We start from the raw sequence: 18,852 nt of genomic DNA, 5'->3' as shown, positions 1-18,852 counted from the left end.
TTTTCGAGGAAGTCTTATTTTATACTTTTAACATATTAACACTCTTTGCCATTAAAAATATGGCGATAATGTATCGCTAACAACGGGAGTTTTTATGGTACTCAATTATATTGCATTAGCGATGCTCATTTTCGTGTTCTTAGTTATTTTTTATGGCGTACTGATTTTGCATGACATTCCCTATGAAATTGCCAAAAAGAGAAATCACCCACATCTGGATGCGATCCATGTAGCTGGTTGGGTAAGCCTGTTTACGCTACATGCGCTCTGGCCATTTCTGTGGATATGGGCAACGTTATACAGTGATAAACAGGGTTGGCATGGTCATGTCTCGCGTAATGATACGCAGGAACTTACCGCGCGGATCGCCTCGCTGGAGAAAACACTCGAAAAAATAGCACCCGGTAATGTGCAGGAATCGAAGGTGAATTGATCGTGGAAACATTATTAGTATTAAGTTACGCCGCTATTGTTTATGCCATTTTCAAGATATTTAAAGTACCGTTAAATAAATGGACAGTCCCTACAGCGGTTCTTGGTGGGATAGTTATGCTGGGCGCGTTAATTCTCACCATGAATTACAACCATCCCTATACCGAGGATGCGCAAAAACTGGTAGTGGGTATTCCTGTTGTCCCACAGGTTACGGGCGTGGTGTCTGAAGTCACGGACAAAATTAATACACCGATCAAAAAAGGTGAGATTCTGTTTAAAATTGACCCTACCCGCTACAAAGCCAAACTGGAAAAACTGGAAGCGGACATTGTCACGGAAAAACATGACGTTATGGCGCTGGAAGAAAAACGCAACAGCGCGCGTCTTCAGTTTGAGCAGGCGAAAGCAGAGCGCGATAAGTATTACAAAAATTATCAGCGCTACCAGCAAGGAAGTCGGGCTAAGGTTAATCCCTTTACCGCCAATGATATTGATACCGCGCGTCAGGATTATCTGGCGCAGGATGCGGCGATGGATGCCGCCCATGCTGAGTTGAACAGCATTCAAAAAGAACTCGACAGCAGTATTAATGGTCAAAATTCACAGATTGCCAGTTTACAGGCACAAATTGATGAGGCGCAATTCAATTATGAACAAACGATTGTTCGTGCTCCAAGTGACGGTTATATCAGCCAACTCCTGGTGCGGCCCGGAACCTATGCCTCGAGGCTCCCTTTTAAACCGGTGATGGTATTTATTCCTGCCCATAAGAATCAAATTGTGGCGGCTTTCCGTCAGAACGCTATTTTACGTCTTAATGTAGGCGACGATGCAGAGATTGTTTTTAACGGGTTGCCGGGACAGGTGATCGAAGGAAAAGTGGTGAACGTGGCCCCGGTAATCCCTACCGGAGCCTATTACGCCCAAGGCACGTTACAATCGCTGAATATGGCGCCAGGAAGCAACAAAGTGCTAGTGAGCATTGATGTCGGTGAGAATCAGGCGGAACAGCAGTTGCCAGATGGCGTGGCCGCGCAGGTTGCGGTCTATTCCGCACATCATTTTGAAGCCTTGTCGTTGCTGCGAAAAATACTGTTGCGTATGACCAGTTGGATGCACTACCTGTATCTGGATCACTAATGGCGTATTCGGGCGCAGGCGTTGCGCCCGAATACCAGTTTTGCGGAATCAGGCCGCGGCTGGTTCAGGCAATTTGAATGTCGAAACCAGCAGCGCTAACTGCTCGGCCTCTTCTTTAAGCACCTGGGTACGTGCGGCAGCGTCATCGATTAACGACGCATTCTGCTGCACGGTGCTGTCCATTTCAGTTACCGCCAACGTGACTTCTGAAACACCTTTGCGTTGTTCTTCCCCCGCTACGCGAATTTCACCCATCAACTGGCGTACCTGCCGCACATTGCTGACCAGTTCTTCCAGCCGTTCGCCGGCAGTGTGAATTTGCTGACTGCTGCTGCCCACATGAGACACCGACTCATCAATCAACGCTTTGATTTCCTGAGCGGCTGTAGCGCTGCGCTGTGCCAGCGTACGAACTTCAGAGGCGACAACGGCAAATCCTCTCCCCGCATCGCCCGCGCGAGCGGCCTCAACGGCAGCGTTCAGGGCCAGAATGTTGGTCTGGAAAGCAATGCTGTCGATCACCGCGACAATTTCTACCATTCTGCCGGATGAGCCGCTGACGTTATCCATGGTGGAGATCACCCCCTGCATCACATCGCCGCAGCGGTTGGCCGTTTGCGCGGTATTGTCGGATAACTCATCTGCCAGCTGCGTATTGCTCGCATTTTGATGAACGGTCGCATTTAACTGTTCCATTGCCGCTGAACTTTCTTCCAGCGCCGCTGCCTGCTGCGTCACCCGTGAAGAGAGCTCCATATTGCTGTCTGCCAGGCTGACCGCGTTATTGGCGACCACCACGCTGCTGCTTCTGACGGTAATCAGGATGGCCGCGATTTTATCGACAAACAGATTAAACGCCTCCGCGATGGCTGAAATCTCATCTTTGCCGCGGACATCGAGACGACGGGTCAAATCACCTTCGCCCTGCGCAATATCATCCAGAGCGCGACGCGTATCGTCCAGACGCGAGATCAGTCTGCGCACCACCAGCCAGGAGCCCACCAGCAGAACCGTCATAATCGGGATCAACACTTCCAGGACGTCCTGCATCATCACTTTTGCAAGGCCAACAATGCGTGATTCTGGCGTGACCAGGCCCACCACCCAGCCGGTGTCCGCCATCGGGAACAGCATCACCCGCGACGGTGTGTTCAGCACGCCATCGTTTTCCAGCGTAATGGTTTTCACCCCGTTGGCAACGCGAAGCGACTTCAGGCCATTTTCGACCGGAGCCAGCCATTGCGCACTGCGGGACAGATCGCTAAATGTTTTCTGTTTTGCGTTATCGGCCTGCGGGAAGTACAGGATTTGTCCCTGTTTATCGACCACAAACGCATAGCCACCGGTGCTGTTGCCCTGCTGCTGCATAAAGGTCGCGACGTTATCCAGACGAATATCGGTGGTCGCTACTCCGGCAAACGTGCCCGAGTGCAGGTATGGGATACTGCAGGTCACCATATTGACGCCAGAACTGGCATCCTGATAAACATCAGACCACAAACAACTGTTCTGCGAATGCCCTTTGGCATGCTGATACCAGCTTTCGTTGTGATAGCCATTTGAACCTTCGGCGTTATAGTCGTTGGAAAAATCCAGTTTTCCCTCCGCGTTACGCGCCCAGAAAAAGCTGCGCTTCTCCACGCCCGGAGTGAAAGCATTTGGCTCCGGCCAGATCCCGCCGCCGGTAATAATCGAATTCTTATCCTCGCCAATCAGGTGCGGCACCACGCTTTGGTACAGGGATTCATCGTTAGGTAATACTTCAGCCAGACGTGACAGACTAACGGTCTCGCCCTCAATACGCGATAGCACGGTACTCAGTTGGCGGGTTAACCCTTGCCCCGTCTCTTCGATCAGGGCGGTATTGATCTCAACAACCCTGGGCTGACCGCGCCAGAGCATAATCGCGACAATCACCAGGGTGGTGACGGCAAGCAGCAGAATGCCGCCAATGGTTAAACGTGTGGAAATACGAGTAGGATACCAGGCCATACAAACTCCTTCTGCAAAAGGCTAACTTTTAAGCAGTATCGGCACGGGTGTTTATATCTTTATGATGATTTATCAGAGGATGTGAAAATATACATGTGACACTGTCACGTATAGCAAAACCCAGCACTGTGGCTGGGTTTTAATAAGTGTTTAATCTTATTTAGATAATTCTTTTTTGATCTCGGCTTTTATTTTACTTAATTCACTCTGTGGATTTTTTTTGCACATTTCAATGGTCAGGGGAACCGCAGTAGTGATCGTTTCGTTATAGTCTACGTAGTCACCCCCTTTGAAGTCTTCATCTTCGTTCAGCACCCAGAAGGCAACCGGCGCCATGGTTTGTGGATTCAAATCAATAAACTCCTGGCAGCTCATTCCTTTAGGCGTCACTTCAGTTTTTGTGGTCTCAGTTGCTGCATTGACGCTGACACTGGTTAACAACGCGGCAACCAGAATACCTGCGGTAGAAAGGGAGAATTTATTCATTGTAGTACTCCATTTATAATATAGATAATATCTACACTTGCGCTTTAAACCGTTAATGTAGCTCGGGAAAAATAATACCCCTACTATTAAAAGAATAAAGATGATGGTCGTTGATATGGCTGAAATTTATATTTCGGGTTACCAATTCTGATGTCAGTGGGGAAAATATCGCTCACAATGTGATCGTCCCGACGAAATCCACCGATTCATACCCCGCTTTCCCTACCGTTGCACCAAAACTGAACTACGCTGCACAAATGTTGATCATTGGTTAATAAAATTACGCATTATTTAACAAATGGCGCCAGTAAACCGGGGGCGCAGACATGGCACGCGTCCTGCATTGTTAATCCAGTAACAACGACACGGCATCTGACAGGCAACTAACAGCGAGACGGTAATGACATCAAAACCTGAATTATTCGCCCGGGTAGAACATACCTTCAGCCAGCTTACGCCGAGTGAAAAGCGTGTTGCCGGTTGGCTGTTAGCACACGCTGCGCAGATCCCGTTTGAAACTGCAGACGGCATTGCTAAGGCCACGGGAACCAGTGGCATTACCGTTGGACGCTATCTGCGCAAACTGGGTTTTCGCAATCTGGAAGATGCTAAAGCCAGCCTGCGCGAACTGCCTGTTATCCCCTATCAGCCGTGGGGAATGAATGAACGGCTTGATTCCTGGCACCAGCAGCAACGTCTGCCGGACCGGGCGCAGCAGTCGCTGCTGCTGGAAATTGATGCCATTACCCATGTTTATCAACTGGCGCAAAGCGAGACATTTTTACGCATTGCGCAACAGCTGGCACACGCCGAGGCCGTGTATATCCTCGGCATTCAGTCGACCCGCGGGATTGCCAACGCCTTTTTCAGCCATCTGGAATACCTGCGACCCAAAGTCAGTTACTCCGAGGGCTTGTCCGGAAGCTGGGTTGAGTCACTGAATTCAGGGTTTGACCAGCCGTATGTGGTGATAACCGATATGCGCGCCTACTCGGCAACATCACGACAATATTGCCGGGTCGCCCGCGACCGCCACATTCCGCTGGCGCTGATAACCGATGTCTGGTGTCCGTGGGCCAGAGACTACGGTATTGATTTACTCCAGGTGAAAACCGACACCGGGCATTTCTGGGACTCCCTTGCCCCCGTCAGCTGTCTGTTCAACTTATTACTCTCCGCGGTGGTGGCGCAACTGGGCGACGCTCTCGCCGGGCGCCTGCAAACCAATCGCCAACTCCAACAGCAGTTTGGTCAATTCGAACAATAAACAGGAATCGTGCTATGCCAGAAACCTCTGTTCTGGTCGATCTGTCGGTGATCTTTCCGTCACTGCATATCGATCTCAAATACGCTACCCGCGATAACATTACCGGCGCCCCCGTCTACCGGGAAGCGCGCTGCCTGTTACACACCGATGCGGTCACGGGACTGGCCAAAAGCATCAGCATTGCGAAACTGGCGGGCCTGAATCTGGTGGTGTACGACGCTTATCGTCCGCAGCAGGCGCAGGCGATGCTATGGAATGCCTGCCCGGATCCGCAGTACGTTGTCGATGTCGCGATTGGCTCCAATCACAGCCGCGGCACGGCCATTGACGTCACGCTGATGGACGAACGTGGCAATGTCCTCGATATGGGGGCCGATTTTGATGAAATGCACGATCGTTCCCACGCCTGGCATCCTTCCGTTGCGCCACCCGCACAGCGTAATCGACTGATGCTGAATGCCATTATGTCCGGTGGCGGTTTTGTCGGGATCAGCAGCGAATGGTGGCATTTTGAATTACCAGACGCAGCTCGTTACCCCCTGCTTGATGACTGTATTGCGTGTTTCCCTGCCCCCCAAATAACAACACCACACCCCCTTTAATTTCTGGAGCCTGGTTATGAAGACAACACACGCCTTAACATCGCTGTTTCGCCCCGCGCTGATTGCTTTAGCATTAGCGGCAGCCCTGCCCGCTGCACAAGCCGCGGTACCTAAGGATATGCTGGTGATCGGTAAAGCCGCCGATCCACAAACGCTCGATCCTGCCGTCACGATTGATAACAACGACTGGACGGTAACCTATCCGTCTTATCAGCGTCTGGTGCAGTACAAAACTGAAGGTGATAAAGGCTCCACGGAAGTAGAAGGCGATTTAGCCAGCGGCTGGAAGGCGTCTGACGATCAAAAAGAGTGGACCTTCACCCTGAAAAGCGAGGCCAAATTTGCCGATGGCACGCCGGTAACGGCTGAGGCGGTGAAGCAATCTTTTGAACGCCTGATCAAAATTGGTCAGGGACCTGCCGAAGCGTTCCCGAAAGATTTGAAGGTAGAGGCCATTGATGCCAGTACGGTGAAATTTACCCTCAGCCAGCCGTTCGCGCCTTTCCTGTACACGCTGGCGAATGACGGCGCGTCAATAATCAACCCGGCGGTGTTAAAAGAACATGCCGCCGACGATGCGCGCGGTTTCCTTGCCCAGAATACGGCGGGCTCGGGTCCCTTTATGTTAAAGAGCTGGCAAAAAGGACAGCAGCTGGTTCTGGTGCCGAACCCGCATTGGGCGGGCACCAAGCCGGTGTTTAAGCGCGTATCGGTGAAAATCATCGGTGAAAGCGCCTCCCGTCGTCTGCAGCTGTCGCGCGGCGATATCGATATTGCTGATGCGCTGCCCGTCGATCAGCTTGCCGCCTTAAAGCAGGAAGGCAAAGTCAAAGTAGCGGATTACCCGTCACTGCGCGTGACCTACCTGTACTTGAACAACAGTAAAGCACCGCTCAATCAGGTGGATTTACGCCGCGCTATTTCGTGGTCAACGGATTATAAGGGCATGGTAAACGGGATCCTCAGCGGCAACGGTAAGCAGATGCGCGGCCCGATCCCCGAAGGCATGTGGGGCTTTGATGAAAAAGCCATGCAATACAGCTTTGATGAAGCGAAAGCCAAAGCCGAGTGGGACAAAGTCGCAAACAAACCAGACAGCCTGAGCTTCCTGTACTCGGATAACGACCCGAACTGGGAGCCGATTGCCCTCGCCACCCAGGCCAGTCTTGGCAAGCTGGGGATCAAGGTCAAGCTGGAAAAACTGGCCAACGCCACCATGCGTGACCGCGTTGGTAAAGGTGATTACGACATCGCCATCGGCAACTGGAGCCCGGACTTCGCCGACCCGTACATGTTTATGAACTACTGGTTTGAGTCGGATAAAAAAGGCTTACCAGGCAACCGTTCATTCTATGAAAACAGTGAGGTCGATAAGCTGCTGCGCAGCGCGTTGTCAACGACCGACCAGGTGGCCAGAACCAACGATTACCAGCAGGCGCAAACTATCGTGATTGATGAAGCGGCCTACGTCTATTTATTCCAGAAAAACTACCAGCTGGCGATGAACAAAGACGTCAAAGGATTTGTATTTAACCCAATGCTGGAACAGGTCTTCAACATCTCCACCATGAGTAAATAATCTCACCACGTTTATGCGGAGCCGCATTGGCTCCGCAAGGGGAAGCCAATGACTTTCTGGAGCATTTTACGCCAGCGCTGCTGGGGACTTATCCTGGTGGTGGCCGGTGTTTGCGTCATCACCTTTATTATTTCGCACCTGATCCCGGGCGACCCCGCGCGGCTGCTGGCGGGCGATCGCGCCAGTGATGAAATTGTTGAGAATATTCGCCAACAGCTGGGTCTTAATCAGCCGCTGTACGTGCAATTTTTTCGCTACGTCAGCGATGTGTTTCAGGGCGATTTAGGCACCTCGATTCGTACCGGACGTCCGGTGATGGATGAGCTGCGCGTGTTCTTCCCCGCCACGCTTGAGCTGGCCTTTTGCTCCCTGCTGCTGGCGCTGATTATCGGGATCCCGCTGGGGATTTTATCCGCAGTCTGGCGTAACCGCTGGCTCGACCACCTTGTGCGTCTGATGGCAATCACCGGTATTTCGACGCCGGCGTTCTGGCTTGGTCTCGGGGTTATCGTACTGTTTTACGGTCATCTGCAAATATTACCCGGCGGTGGACGCCTGGATGACTGGCTGGATCCACCGACGCACGTTACCGGGTTTTACCTGATAGATGCGCTGCTGGAAGGCAATGGCGAAGTGTTTTTCAATGCGCTCCAGCATCTGATCTTACCGTCCCTGACGCTGGCCTTTGTACATCTTGGCATTGTCGCCCGCCAGATCCGCTCCGCTATGCTCGAACAGCTTAGCGAGGATTACATCCGCACTGCCCGCGCCAGCGGTTTACCGGGCTGGTACATCATTTTGTGTTATGCGCTGCCCAACGCGCTCATTCCGTCCATCACCGTCTTGGGGCTGGCGCTGGGCGATCTGCTCTACGGCGCGGTACTTACCGAAACGGTATTCGCGTGGCCAGGCATGGGCGCCTGGGTCGTCACCTCCATACAGGCGCTCGACTTCCCGGCCGTCATGGGATTTGCCGTGGTGGTGTCATTTGCCTATGTGCTGGTCAACCTGGTGGTGGATTTACTCTACCTGTGGATTGACCCGCGCATCGGACGCGGAGGTACACAATGATGCTCTCACAAGAAACGCCCGCCACCTCGCCGAGCGCTCACCGTCGCCGCGACTGGGCCAAACTGTTCTGGATGATGAAAAGCAGCCCGCTGACGCTGATTGGCGGAGCGATCATCGTGCTGATGTTGCTGATGATGGTGCTGTCACCGTGGATAACGCCTTACGATCCCAATGCGATCGACCTCACCGCACGTCTGCTCCCCCCGTCAGCTACTCACTGGTTTGGTACTGATGAAGTGGGACGCGATCTGTTTAGCCGTGTACTGGTCGGCAGCCAGCAGTCGATCGTAGCAGGACTGGTGGTAGTGGGTATCGCCGGTGGGATTGGTTCACTGTTGGGCTGCCTGTCCGGCGTGATGGGCGGACGGGCGGACGCGATTATTATGCGCGTGATGGACGTGATGCTGTCGATCCCCTCGCTGGTGCTGACCATGGCGCTGGCCGCTGCGCTGGGGCCCAGCCTGTTTAACGCCATGCTGGCCATTGCGATTGTGCGCATTCCTTTCTACGTACGTCTGGCCCGGGGACAAACCCTGGTCGTCCGCCAGTTTACCTACGTACAGGCTGCCCGTACGTACGGCGCGTCCCGCTGGCATCTGATTAGCTGGCATATCTTACGTAATTCGCTGCCGCCGCTGATCGTGCAGGCCTCGCTGGACATCGGCAGTGCGATCCTGATGGCCGCCACGCTGGGGTTTATCGGGCTGGGTGCGCAGCAACCGAGCGCGGAATGGGGAGCCATGGTGGCAATTGGCCGCAACTACGTGCTTGACCAGTGGTGGTACTGTGCGTTTCCCGGTGCTGCCATTCTGATCACCGCCGTGGGTTTCAATCTCTTTGGCGACGGTATTCGTGACCTGCTGGACCCGAAAGCCGGAGGAAAACAGTCATGAGCCAACCCGTACTGGAAATTGAAAATTTGCACCTGAGCTTCCCCGGTTATAAAGCTGACGTGCATGCGTTGAACCATGTCTCGTTGCACATCAACCGGGGTGAGATTGTCGGCGTGGTCGGCGAGTCCGGCTCCGGGAAATCCGTTACCGCCATGCTTGCCATGCGCCTGCTGCCGGAGGGCAGTTATCGCATTCACCAGGGGCGCGTGTCGCTGCTCGGTGAAGATGTGCTGAACGCCAGCGAGAAGCAAATGCGCAAATGGCGCGGGGCGCGCGTGGCAATGATTTTTCAGGAGCCGATGACGGCCCTAAACCCGACCCGGCGCATTGGCCAGCAAATGGTAGAGGTGATCCGCCATCATCAATTACTCAGCCGCACGGATGCGCGACAAAAAGCCATCGCCTTACTGGAGGAGATGCAAATCCCGGACGCCGCCGAAGTCATGTCGCGCTTCCCGTTTGAGCTTTCCGGCGGTATGCGCCAGCGGGTGATGATCGCGCTGGCTTTTTCCTGCGAGCCGGAGCTGATTATTGCTGATGAACCGACGACCGCGCTGGATGTGACGGTGCAACTGCAGGTACTGCGCTTGCTGAAGCATAAAGCGCGGGCCAGCGGCACGGCGGTGCTGTTTATCAGCCATGATATGGCGGTGGTTTCGCAACTGTGCGACCGGGTGTATGTCATGTATGCCGGAAGCGTGATCGAAAGCGGCCCGACGCAGACGGTGATTCAGCACCCGACGCATCCCTACTCCATTGGTTTGCTGAAATGCGCGCCAGAACACGGAGAGCCCCGCGCGCTGCTGCCCGCAATCCCGGGTACCGTGCCGAACTTAACCCAATTGCCTGCCGGATGTGCATTCCGCGAACGCTGTTATGCGGCCGGGACACAGTGTGACGCGGTCCCGGCATTACGCAGTCAGGGGCATGCGGATCAGCAGTCCGCCTGCTGGTATCCCCAACTGGAGACTCGTCATGACTGACATTTTGCTGTCGCTTCAGGATATACATGTCAACTTCCCGGCCCGAAAAAACTGGCTTGGCAAGGTCACCGAGCGCGTGCACGCGCTCAACGGGTTAGATTTACAGATTCGCCAGGGGGAAACATTGGGTATCGTTGGTGAGTCTGGCTGTGGCAAAAGTACGCTGGCTCAACTGCTCATGGGGATGCTCAGGCCGAGTCAGGGGCAATACGCTCGCGGCACAGAAAAACACAGCGGCATGCAAATGGTCTTTCAGGACCCACTCTCGTCGTTGGATCCGCGCTTACCGGTGTGGCGGATCATTACCGAACCGGTGTGGATCCAAAAGCGCAGCGCCGAACGTCACCGCCGCGCCCTTGCGGAAGAGCTGGCGTTACACGTGGGGATTCGTCCGGAATACCTTGACCGCCTGCCGCACGCGTTTTCCGGCGGGCAGCGCCAGCGCATTGCCATTGCCCGCGCGTTGTCCTCTGAGCCGGATGTGATTGTGCTTGATGAACCCACCTCGGCGCTGGATATTTCCGTACAGGCGCAAATCCTCAACCTGTTGGTGGCGCTACAGGCACGCAGAAACCTGACCTATGTGCTGATCTCGCATAACGTGTCGGTCGTGCGGCATATGAGCGACCGCGTGGCGGTAATGTACCTCGGGCAAATCGTCGAGCTGGGTGACACGCAGCAGGTATTAACCTCTCCCGCGCACCCGTATACACGTCTGTTGCTGGACTCGGTCCCTAAAACCGGTGCACCGCTGGCGGAAGATCTGGTGTTACGTAAAACCGAGTTGCCGGGGAATCGAACCCTACCGCAGGGATGTTATTTCCGCGATCGCTGCCCACTGGCGACTCAGGGATGTGAGAAGAAACAGGCATTATTGAAAAACGAGACCGGGAGTGAAGTCCGCTGCTGGCGGGCAGTTAGCGAAATCTGACCGCACGGGCATAGTGTGCCTGGTGTATCAGGCGCAATATGCCTTTTTCAGCGCATCCACCAGCATTTCGGATGCAGTCGACAACTTATGATGCGAGGAACGTAGGATCCCAATACGACGCTGGATAACCGGGCCGTCCAGCTCAATACAGGTTGCGCCAAGTTCGGTCATCTGGGCGCGGCACAATGCAGGCACGGCACTGCCGCCTAAACCATTCGCCACCAGGCGTCCAATGGTCACCAACTGGTGACTCTCCAGCGCCACTTCCAGCGCATGGCCGCTTTGTACCAGTTGCTCTTCCAGCATCAGACGTACGGCAGAGGGACGTTGCAAGGTAATAAAATCCAGCGTCAGCAAGTCCTTCCATGCGATGCGTTCCCGGCCAGCCAGACGACTGGTCGGAGGGACGATGGCGATAAAACGATCCATCCCGAGCGGGGTAAAATGCAGGTGTCCGGAGTAGTCCGGTTCAAAGGCAATCCCCATCTCGACCCGCCCTTCGCTGACCATTTCAATCACCTGCTCGTTAATTACGTCGTGCACCGTGACATTGACACCGGCATAGCTGTCGCGAAAGGTCTTGAGCACCGGCGGCAGCACATTCGCGGCAAATGACGGCATCGCAGCAATCGAAATTTTGCCACGTTGCAGTGTAAAGCGCTGGCGCATGGCTTCTTCGGTATTTTCCCAGTCGGCAAGCAGCTGTCGCCCCATGGTCAGCAGCGTTTCGCCCTCCTGCGTCAGGGTCACCTTGCGGGTGGTTCTTAACAGTAAAGCGCCCCCTAACGACTCTTCCAGTCCTTTGATCGCCAGGCTTAACGCGGGTTGCGACATATTCAGCCGTTCACTGGCATGAGCAAAATTCAGAGTGTGAGCTACCGCTAAAAACGCGCGTAACTGTTTGATGCTCATTCTCATTACTCATTCCTTTAACTTGTTGAATACCTTTAATTAACATTAAATTGATAAAAAAACCCAATGAGTGAGTCACAAATTTAAAATTAACAAATCATTTTTCACCCCTAATGATGTCGCCAGGAACAACTGGAGGGGCAAGTGTATGGCTGGACTGGATAAACGGGTCGCCACGTATCAACAGGCGTTGGAAGGGCTGACTGACAACATGACACTGCTGGCAGGCGGTTTTGGCTTATGCGGTATTCCTGAGAATTTGATTGCAGAAGTGCGCCGTCGGAACGTTCAGGGACTGACCGTGGTGTCGAACAACTGCGGCGTGGACGGGTTTGGCCTCGGCGTGCTGCTGGAAGCACGCCAGGTACGCAAAGTGGTGGCGTCCTATGTCGGTGAAAATGCCCTGTTCGAAAAGCAGGTGCTGAGCGGAGAGCTGGAAGCCATTCTGACGCCACAGGGCACGCTGGCGGAGCAGCTACGAGCCGGTGGTGCAGGCATTCCCGCCTTCTTCACCGCCACCGGGTACGGTACCCCCGTCGCCGAAGGCAAAGAGGTGCGCGAGTTTGCCGGCCGGCCTTACATCATGGAGCAGGCGATTACCGGTGATTTCGCGCTGGTCAAAGGCTGGAAAGCCGACTGGTACGGCAACGTCATCTACCGCCATACCGCACAAAACTTTAACCCACTGATGGCAGCAGCCGGACGCATCACGGTAGTCGAAGTGGAAGAAATTGTCCCTCCCGGCGAGCTGGATCCCGCCGCTATTCACACCCCCGGAATTTTCGTCAATCGCATTATTCAGGGGCAGTTCGAAAAACGTATTGAACAACGCACCCTACGCCATCAAGGAGCCTGACCATGTTAACGCGTGAACAAATGGCGATGCGTGTCGCTCGCGAGCTGCGCGACGGTTATTACGTCAACCTCGGTATCGGTATCCCGACCCTGGTGGCCAATTATATCCCCGACGGCATGGACGTGATGCTGCAATCAGAGAACGGCTTGCTTGGTATGGGGCCGTTCCCTACCGAGGACGACATTGATGCCGACATGATCAACGCCGGTAAGCAAACAGTGACGGCGCGTAAAGGCGCGGCAATTTTCGACTCCGCACAATCCTTCGCCATGATCCGCGGCGGCCACGTCGACCTGACGGTTCTTGGTGCATTTGAAGTAGATACCAATGGCAATATCGCCTCGTGGATGATCCCCGGAAAAATGGTGAAAGGTATGGGCGGCGCGATGGATCTGGTCGCTGGCGCTGAAAACATCATCGTTGTGATGACACACGCCTCGAAAAGCGGTGAGTCCAAACTGCTTCCCAGTTGCACTCTGCCCTTGACCGGCGTGGCCTGTATCAAGCGCGTGCTGACCGACCTGGCGCTGCTGGAAATTGCCGACGGCGCGTTCATTCTGCGCGAACGGGCGCCGGGCGTCAGCGTGGACGACATTGTTGCCAGAACCGCCGGCAAGCTGATCGTTCCCGATCATGTCCCCGAAATGCACTTCAACTAAGGATCTGACCATGATGGATGTTGTTATTGTCGCAGCAACGCGCACGCCAATTGGCAGTTTTCATGGTGCCCTTGCCCCGCTTTCTGCCGTTGAGTTAGGGACAACGGTCATCCGCGCTCTGCTGGAAAAGACCGGGGTTGCACCAGAACAGATAGACGACGTGATTTTAGGTCAGGTTTTAACGACCGGCTGTGGGCAGAATCCGGCCAGACAGACGGCAATTCGTGCCGGTTTGCCGGTAACCACCCCAGCGATGACCCTCAATTTACTGTGCGGTTCAGGACTAAAAGCGGTTCATCTGGCGGTGCAGGCCATTCGCTGCGGCGATGCGGACATCGTGATTGCCGGCGGTCAGGAAAGTATGAGCAATGCACCCTATTTTCTCGACGGTGCCCGCGCAGGATTACGTCTGGGTCATACCAGCCTGAAAGACAGCGTGGTGCATGACGGGCTGTGGGATGCGTTCAACGACTACCATATGGGTATTACCGCCGAAAATCTGGCGGATAAATTCGCCATCAGTCGCGAGCAACAGGATGCCTTCGCCCTGCACTCCCAGCAAAAAGCGGCCGCCGCCCTCGAAGCCGGTCGGTTTAACGCAGAAATCACCCCAGTTAGCGTTCCGCAAGGGAAAAAAGCACCGCGCGTGGTGGAGCGTGATGAGCAACCTCGCCCGGAGACTCAGGCGGAAAAACTGGCGCAGTTGAAACCGGCATTTCGTCCCGGCAACGGCACGGTGACGGCGGGCAATGCGTCTTCCCTAAACGACGGTGCGGCGGCAGTAATGGTAATGAGTGCCGCCAAAGCCGCTGAATTAAACCTTCCGGTGTTGGCAAAAATCACCGGTTACGCCGTCTCGGGCGTTGATCCAGCCATTATGGGGATCGGCCCGGTGGAAGCCTCGCTGAAGTGCCTGAAGCGCGCCGGGTGGACGCTGGATGACGTTGATCTGATCGAAGCCAACGAAGCCTTTGCCGCCCAGGCGCTGGCGGTCGGCGAATCGCTGAATTGGGACAGCAGCAAGGTTAACGTTAACGGCGGTGCAATTGCGCTGGGCCACCCAATCGGGACCTCAGGTTGCCGCATTCTGGTTACCTTGCTACATGAAATGGCGCGGCGCAATGTGGCCAAAGGGCTGGCCACGCTGTGTGTGGGTGGTGGCCATGGCGTGGCGCTAACGGTGGAACGTCCAACAGGAGCACACTATGCAGACTAATCACATTAGCGTACTGGGCGCCGGGCTAATGGGCATCGGCATCGCGACCCACTTTGCCCGTTTTGGTCATCCTATCTGGCTGTTTGATACCGACAGCAACCGTATTGCCGAGATAACGGCTGTTGCCAGCAGTATTCTGGACGAGTTGATTGCCACCGACCAGTTTGCCGCCGCAAATAAAGCATCGGTTCTCGCGCGACTGCACGGCACAACCTCTCTGGCTGATATCGCCGCGTCTGGATTATTAATCGAAGCGATCCCGGAACGGCTAGAGCTGAAGCACGCGCTGTACGCACAGCTGGAAGCCGTTATCTCACCCGAAGCGATTATCGCCAGCAACACCAGTGGCCTGCCACCGGATGCGCTGGCGGAAAAACTCGCGCACCCTGAGCGGTTGCTGATCGCACATTTCTGGAATCCACCGCACTTTATTCCGCTGGTTGAAATCGTGCCGGGCACAGCAACCAAACCAGAATATCTCAGTGAATTGCAGCAATGGCTGGTCGCGATGCAGCTTGAGGCGGTGGTGCTCGATCGCGCCGCACCGGGCTTTGTCGGCAACCGCCTGCAGTTTGCCCTGCTGCGTGAAGCGCTGCATATCGTCAAAAGCGGTATTGCCAGCGCCGAGGTGGTAGACCAGGTGATGCGTGCGTCGCTGGGCCGCCGTTACGCGATGGTCGGCCCGCTGGAAGCGGCGGACATGACCGGACTTGCCACGGTGCAGGATATTTGTCGCCATCTGCTTCCAACACTCGCCACCGGCAGCGACATGATGTCGCTGGTCGCCGACAAGGTTGCTCGCGGTGAAACCGGTTTACGCAGTGGTCAGGGGTTTTATCACTGGGATGATTCGCGCAAGGAATACATCCAGCAACGCAGAGAGCATCAGCTGCGTTTTGCCCTGAAACCGTAACTTCTCTTTCTGTACCCCACTATAACAATGATATTGAGGAGTCATGATGAGTGTATTAATCGCCCTGGCCGCGCTGGGCCTGCTGATGCTGGCAGCCTATCGCGGATACAGCGTCATCCTGTTTGCCCCCATCGCGGCATTAGGTGCTGTTTTGCTGACTGAACCCAGCGCCGTCGGTCCTGCCTTTACCGGCCTGTTCATGGAAAAAATGGTCGGTTTTGTGAAGCTGTACTTCCCGGTGTTCTTACTGGGTGCAGTGTTTGGCAAGTTAATCGAATTATCGGGTTTTTCCCGTTCAATCGTCGCCGCCGCCATCAACATCCTCGGGCGGCGTCACGCCATTCCGGTGATCGTGCTGGTGTGCGCGCTGCTGACTTACGGCGGTGTCTCGCTGTTCGTGGTGGCGTTTGCGGTGTATCCGTTTGCCGCTGAGCTGTTCCGTCAGAGCAACATTCCGAAGCGACTGATCCCGGCAACCGTGGCGCTGGGCGCCTTCTCTTTCACCATGGATGCACTGCCCGGTACACCGCAGATCCAGAACATTATCCCGACCAGCTTCTTTGGCACCAACGCCTGGGCCGCGCCCTGGCTGGGGCTGATAGGCTCGCTGTTTATTATCTTTGTCGGCCTGATTTACCTTGAGCGTCAGCGCCGAAAAGCGCAGGCAAAGAACGAGGGCTATGGCACCGAACTGCTTAACGAACCGGAAACGCCGGATAATATTAATCTGCCAAACCCGATTATTGCGATTTCGCCGCTGATTCTGGTGGGGGTGTTTAACCTGTTGTTCACCCGCTGGATCCCGGTGTTTTATGGCTCGACTCATCAACTGGAGCTACCGGGTCTTGCCAAACCGATTACCACTGAAGTCGGCAAAATTACCGCTATCTGGGCGGTGGAAGCCGCGCTGATTGCCGGGATCCTGCTGGTCGTGATTTTTGGTTTTCGCAATATAAAAGGTCGCTTGGCGGAAGGCAGCCGAACGGCGGTGGGCGGTGCGATCCTCGCGGCAATGAATACCGCTTCAGAATACGGTTTTGGCGCAGTGATCGCCGCGTTGCCGGGCTTCCTGGTGCTGTCAAAAGCGCTAGCGGCCATTCCCGACCCGTTGCTCAACGAAGCCATCAGCATCACCACTCTGGCCGGGATCACCGGTTCAGCATCCGGCGGGATGAGTATTGCGCTGGCGGCAATGTCCGACACCTTTATCGCCGCCGCACATGCCGCCAACATTCCACTGGAAGTCTTTCACCGCGTGGCCTCTATGGCCAGTGGTGGCATGGATACTCTGCCGCATAACGGGGCGGTAATCACGCTGCTGGCCATCACCGGTCTCAGTCACCGTCAGGCATATGGCGGGATCTTCGCCATCACCATAATCAAAAGTCTGGCCGTTCTGTTTGTGATCGGCGTCTTCTACACCACCGGAATTGTTTAAGGAGAATCATCATGAACTTAACGGGAAAAGTGGCCCTGGTTACCGGCTCCACCAGCGGTATTGGATTAGGCATTGCGCAGGTGCTGGCGAAAGCCGGCGCCACTCTGATTCTTAACGGCTTTGGTGATGCTGAGGCGGCAAAAGATGCCGTGGCGAAGTATGGCAAAACACCGGGGTATCACGGGGCGGATCTCAGCGATGCAGCGCAAATTACCGAGATGATGCGCTACGCCGACAGCGAGTTCGGCGGCGTGGATATTCTGGTCAACAACGCCGGAATCCAGCATGTTTCACCGCTGGAAACGTTCCCGGTCGATAAATGGAATGCGATCATCGCGATTAATCTGTCCTCCGTTTTTCACACTACCCGTCTGGCGCTGCCCGGCATGCGTCAACGCAACTGGGGCCGCATCATTAATATCGCCTCTGTGCACGGGCTGGTGGCGTCAAAAGAAAAATCGGCCTATGTCGCGGCTAAACACGGCGTGGTGGGGCTAACCAAGACCACCGCACTTGAGACAGCGCAGACCGGCATAACCTGTAATGCACTGTGTCCCGGCTGGGTGCTGACGCCGCTGGTACAACAGCAGATCGACAGGCGCATTGCCGAGGGCACCGCGCCGGATGTTGCGCGCGATGCTCTGCTCGCGGAGAAGCAACCGTCACGCGAGTTTGTCACCCCGGAACAACTGGGAGAGCTGGCGCTGTTCTTATGTTCAGACGGTGCGGCGCAGGTGCGCGGTGTGGCGTGGAATATGGACGGCGGTTGGGTGGCGCAGTAAGTTATGTCAGCCGGATGCGCTCTCGCATCCGGCACATCATCGTTAAGACTTCAGCTGGTAATCCAGCGTAATTTCCGCGTTCAGAACCTGTGACACCGGACATCCGGCTTTCGCTTTCTGGATAATACCGTCAAAGGTTGCGGCATCAATGCCGGGCACGGAAACGTCACTGTGCAGCGCCACTTTGGTGATGGCAAAACCCGCATCCACCTTATCCAGAGAAACATCGGCAGTGGTATCAATGGCGTCTGGCGTGAAGCCCGCCTCACCCAGCATTAACGAAAGCGCCATCGAGAAGCAGGCCGCATGAGCCGCGCCAATCAACTCTTCAGGATTGGTGCCTTTCGCACCTTCAAATCGCGTATTAAACCCATACGGCTGCTGGTTCAACACGCCACTTTCGGTCGACACGGTCCCTTTACCGCGTTTAATGTCGCCTTCCCAGTGTGCCTGACCTTTCTTATGGATAGTCATTACCGCTCTCCTGTGTTGTCGTCGGAGTAACAAGTATAGGACGCTGAGGGAAACACATGACGCATATTGGATAGTTCTGTATTAACTGCTTAAGCATTGACCTTTCAGATGAAATGACCGACCATCCAGAAAGCCGTTATTTTAGACACCGGCTGTTAATCAGGTTGTATTTCGTCCGCGCTTACGCGGGCTCGCCCTTGAAACCAGTAACAGGATTAAGGAG

General features: G+C 54.9%; 19 protein-coding genes. 15 read left to right on the top strand and 4 right to left on the bottom strand.

Annotated features, from left to right (window positions below; genetic code table 11):
- Positions 1-94 precede the first annotated feature (94 nt).
- Together IB214_RS11915 and IB214_RS11910 are read left to right on the top strand one after the other, a co-directional pair.
- Entirely contained in the window at positions 95-433 is a 339-nt protein-coding gene (locus IB214_RS11915; RefSeq protein WP_096757054.1) for a DUF3302 domain-containing protein, read from the top strand.
- A 2-nt stretch (positions 434-435) separates the two neighbouring features.
- Entirely contained in the window at positions 436-1,575 is a 1,140-nt protein-coding gene (locus tag IB214_RS11910) for an HlyD family secretion protein (protein WP_117342791.1), read from the top strand.
- A gap of 48 nt (positions 1,576-1,623) precedes the next feature.
- Here IB214_RS11910 and IB214_RS11905 read toward each other — a convergent pair whose 3' ends face one another.
- Together IB214_RS11905 and hdeB are read right to left on the bottom strand one after the other, a co-directional pair.
- A complete protein-coding gene (locus tag IB214_RS11905) occupies positions 1,624-3,567 on the bottom strand; it encodes a methyl-accepting chemotaxis protein (RefSeq protein WP_117342792.1) in 1,944 nt (647 codons plus the stop codon).
- Between the two features lie 156 nt (positions 3,568-3,723).
- Positions 3,724-4,053: an acid-activated periplasmic chaperone HdeB gene (hdeB, locus tag IB214_RS11900; RefSeq protein WP_115258498.1), complete on the bottom strand. Its 330-nt coding sequence runs from the start codon at positions 4,051-4,053 to the stop codon at positions 3,724-3,726.
- 400 nt (positions 4,054-4,453) lie between these two features.
- Here hdeB and IB214_RS11895 point away from each other — a divergent pair, with 400 nt between their 5' ends.
- Genes IB214_RS11895 through IB214_RS11865 form a run of 7 tightly spaced genes read left to right on the top strand, consistent with a single transcriptional unit; the run spans position 4,454 to position 11,379 of the window.
- The gene (locus IB214_RS11895) at positions 4,454-5,320 is read left to right on the top strand and encodes a MurR/RpiR family transcriptional regulator (protein WP_117342793.1); all 867 of its coding nucleotides are present in this window, start codon (positions 4,454-4,456) and stop codon (positions 5,318-5,320) included.
- Between the two features lie 14 nt (positions 5,321-5,334).
- The gene (ddpX, locus tag IB214_RS11890; RefSeq protein ID WP_096757050.1) at positions 5,335-5,922 is read left to right on the top strand and encodes a D-alanyl-D-alanine dipeptidase; all 588 of its coding nucleotides are present in this window, start codon (positions 5,335-5,337) and stop codon (positions 5,920-5,922) included.
- 16 nt (positions 5,923-5,938) lie between these two features.
- Positions 5,939-7,501 (top strand): ABC transporter substrate-binding protein, encoded by a 1,563-nt coding sequence (locus IB214_RS11885; protein WP_096757049.1) that lies wholly within the window; start codon positions 5,939-5,941, stop codon positions 7,499-7,501.
- Positions 7,502-7,549: 48 nt separating this feature from the next.
- Positions 7,550-8,572 (top strand): ABC transporter permease, encoded by a 1,023-nt coding sequence (locus IB214_RS11880; RefSeq protein ID WP_096757048.1) that lies wholly within the window; start codon positions 7,550-7,552, stop codon positions 8,570-8,572.
- Positions 8,569-9,465 (top strand): D,D-dipeptide ABC transporter permease, encoded by an 897-nt coding sequence (gene ddpC / locus IB214_RS11875; protein WP_096757047.1) that lies wholly within the window; start codon positions 8,569-8,571, stop codon positions 9,463-9,465. The genes IB214_RS11880 and ddpC overlap by 4 nt, the downstream gene beginning before the upstream one ends.
- Positions 9,462-10,448 (top strand): ABC transporter ATP-binding protein, encoded by a 987-nt coding sequence (locus IB214_RS11870; protein WP_117342794.1) that lies wholly within the window; start codon positions 9,462-9,464, stop codon positions 10,446-10,448. Before ddpC ends, IB214_RS11870 begins: the two co-directional genes overlap by 4 nt.
- The gene (locus IB214_RS11865) at positions 10,441-11,379 is read left to right on the top strand and encodes an ABC transporter ATP-binding protein (RefSeq protein ID WP_117342795.1); all 939 of its coding nucleotides are present in this window, start codon (positions 10,441-10,443) and stop codon (positions 11,377-11,379) included. The genes IB214_RS11870 and IB214_RS11865 overlap by 8 nt, the downstream gene beginning before the upstream one ends.
- 27 nt (positions 11,380-11,406) lie before the next feature.
- On the opposite strand, the gene IB214_RS11860 is transcribed toward IB214_RS11865, so the two are convergent.
- A complete protein-coding gene (locus tag IB214_RS11860) occupies positions 11,407-12,297 on the bottom strand; it encodes a LysR family transcriptional regulator (RefSeq protein WP_117342796.1) in 891 nt (296 codons plus the stop codon).
- A 142-nt stretch (positions 12,298-12,439) separates the two neighbouring features.
- Here IB214_RS11860 and IB214_RS11855 point away from each other — a divergent pair, with 142 nt between their 5' ends.
- The 6 genes from IB214_RS11855 to IB214_RS11830 are packed head-to-tail and all read left to right on the top strand — an operon-like array spanning position 12,440 to position 18,155.
- Positions 12,440-13,147 carry a CoA transferase subunit A gene (locus tag IB214_RS11855; RefSeq protein WP_096757043.1) on the top strand — a complete coding sequence of 236 codons (708 nt, stop codon included), beginning with the start codon at positions 12,440-12,442 and terminating at the stop codon, positions 13,145-13,147.
- Positions 13,148-13,149: 2 nt separating this feature from the next.
- Entirely contained in the window at positions 13,150-13,806 is a 657-nt protein-coding gene (locus tag IB214_RS11850; protein ID WP_115258492.1) for a CoA transferase subunit B, read from the top strand.
- 10 nt (positions 13,807-13,816) lie between these two features.
- Positions 13,817-15,022: an acetyl-CoA C-acetyltransferase gene (locus tag IB214_RS11845; protein ID WP_115258491.1), complete on the top strand. Its 1,206-nt coding sequence runs from the start codon at positions 13,817-13,819 to the stop codon at positions 15,020-15,022.
- Positions 15,012-15,935: a 3-hydroxyacyl-CoA dehydrogenase family protein gene (locus IB214_RS11840; protein ID WP_117342797.1), complete on the top strand. Its 924-nt coding sequence runs from the start codon at positions 15,012-15,014 to the stop codon at positions 15,933-15,935. Before IB214_RS11845 ends, IB214_RS11840 begins: the two co-directional genes overlap by 11 nt.
- Positions 15,936-15,978: 43 nt before the next feature.
- Positions 15,979-17,373, top strand: coding sequence for a GntP family permease (locus IB214_RS11835; RefSeq protein WP_197970846.1), 1,395 nt, complete (start codon positions 15,979-15,981; stop codon positions 17,371-17,373).
- 11 nt (positions 17,374-17,384) lie between these two features.
- Complete coding sequence (locus tag IB214_RS11830; RefSeq protein ID WP_115258489.1) at positions 17,385-18,155, top strand: 3-hydroxybutyrate dehydrogenase; 771 nt, start codon at positions 17,385-17,387, stop codon at positions 18,153-18,155.
- 42 nt (positions 18,156-18,197) lie between these two features.
- On the opposite strand, the gene IB214_RS11825 is transcribed toward IB214_RS11830, so the two are convergent.
- A complete protein-coding gene (locus tag IB214_RS11825) occupies positions 18,198-18,629 on the bottom strand; it encodes an OsmC family protein (protein ID WP_096757037.1) in 432 nt (143 codons plus the stop codon).
- Between the last annotated feature and the right edge of the window lie 223 nt (positions 18,630-18,852).

The sequence above is a fragment of the Citrobacter sp. C1 genome (assembly GCF_014596895.2).
Classification (GTDB): domain Bacteria; phylum Pseudomonadota; class Gammaproteobacteria; order Enterobacterales; family Enterobacteriaceae; genus Citrobacter; species Citrobacter gillenii.
Note: the sequence above shows the minus strand (reverse complement) of the source record. Positions and strands in the feature narration are given on the sequence as shown.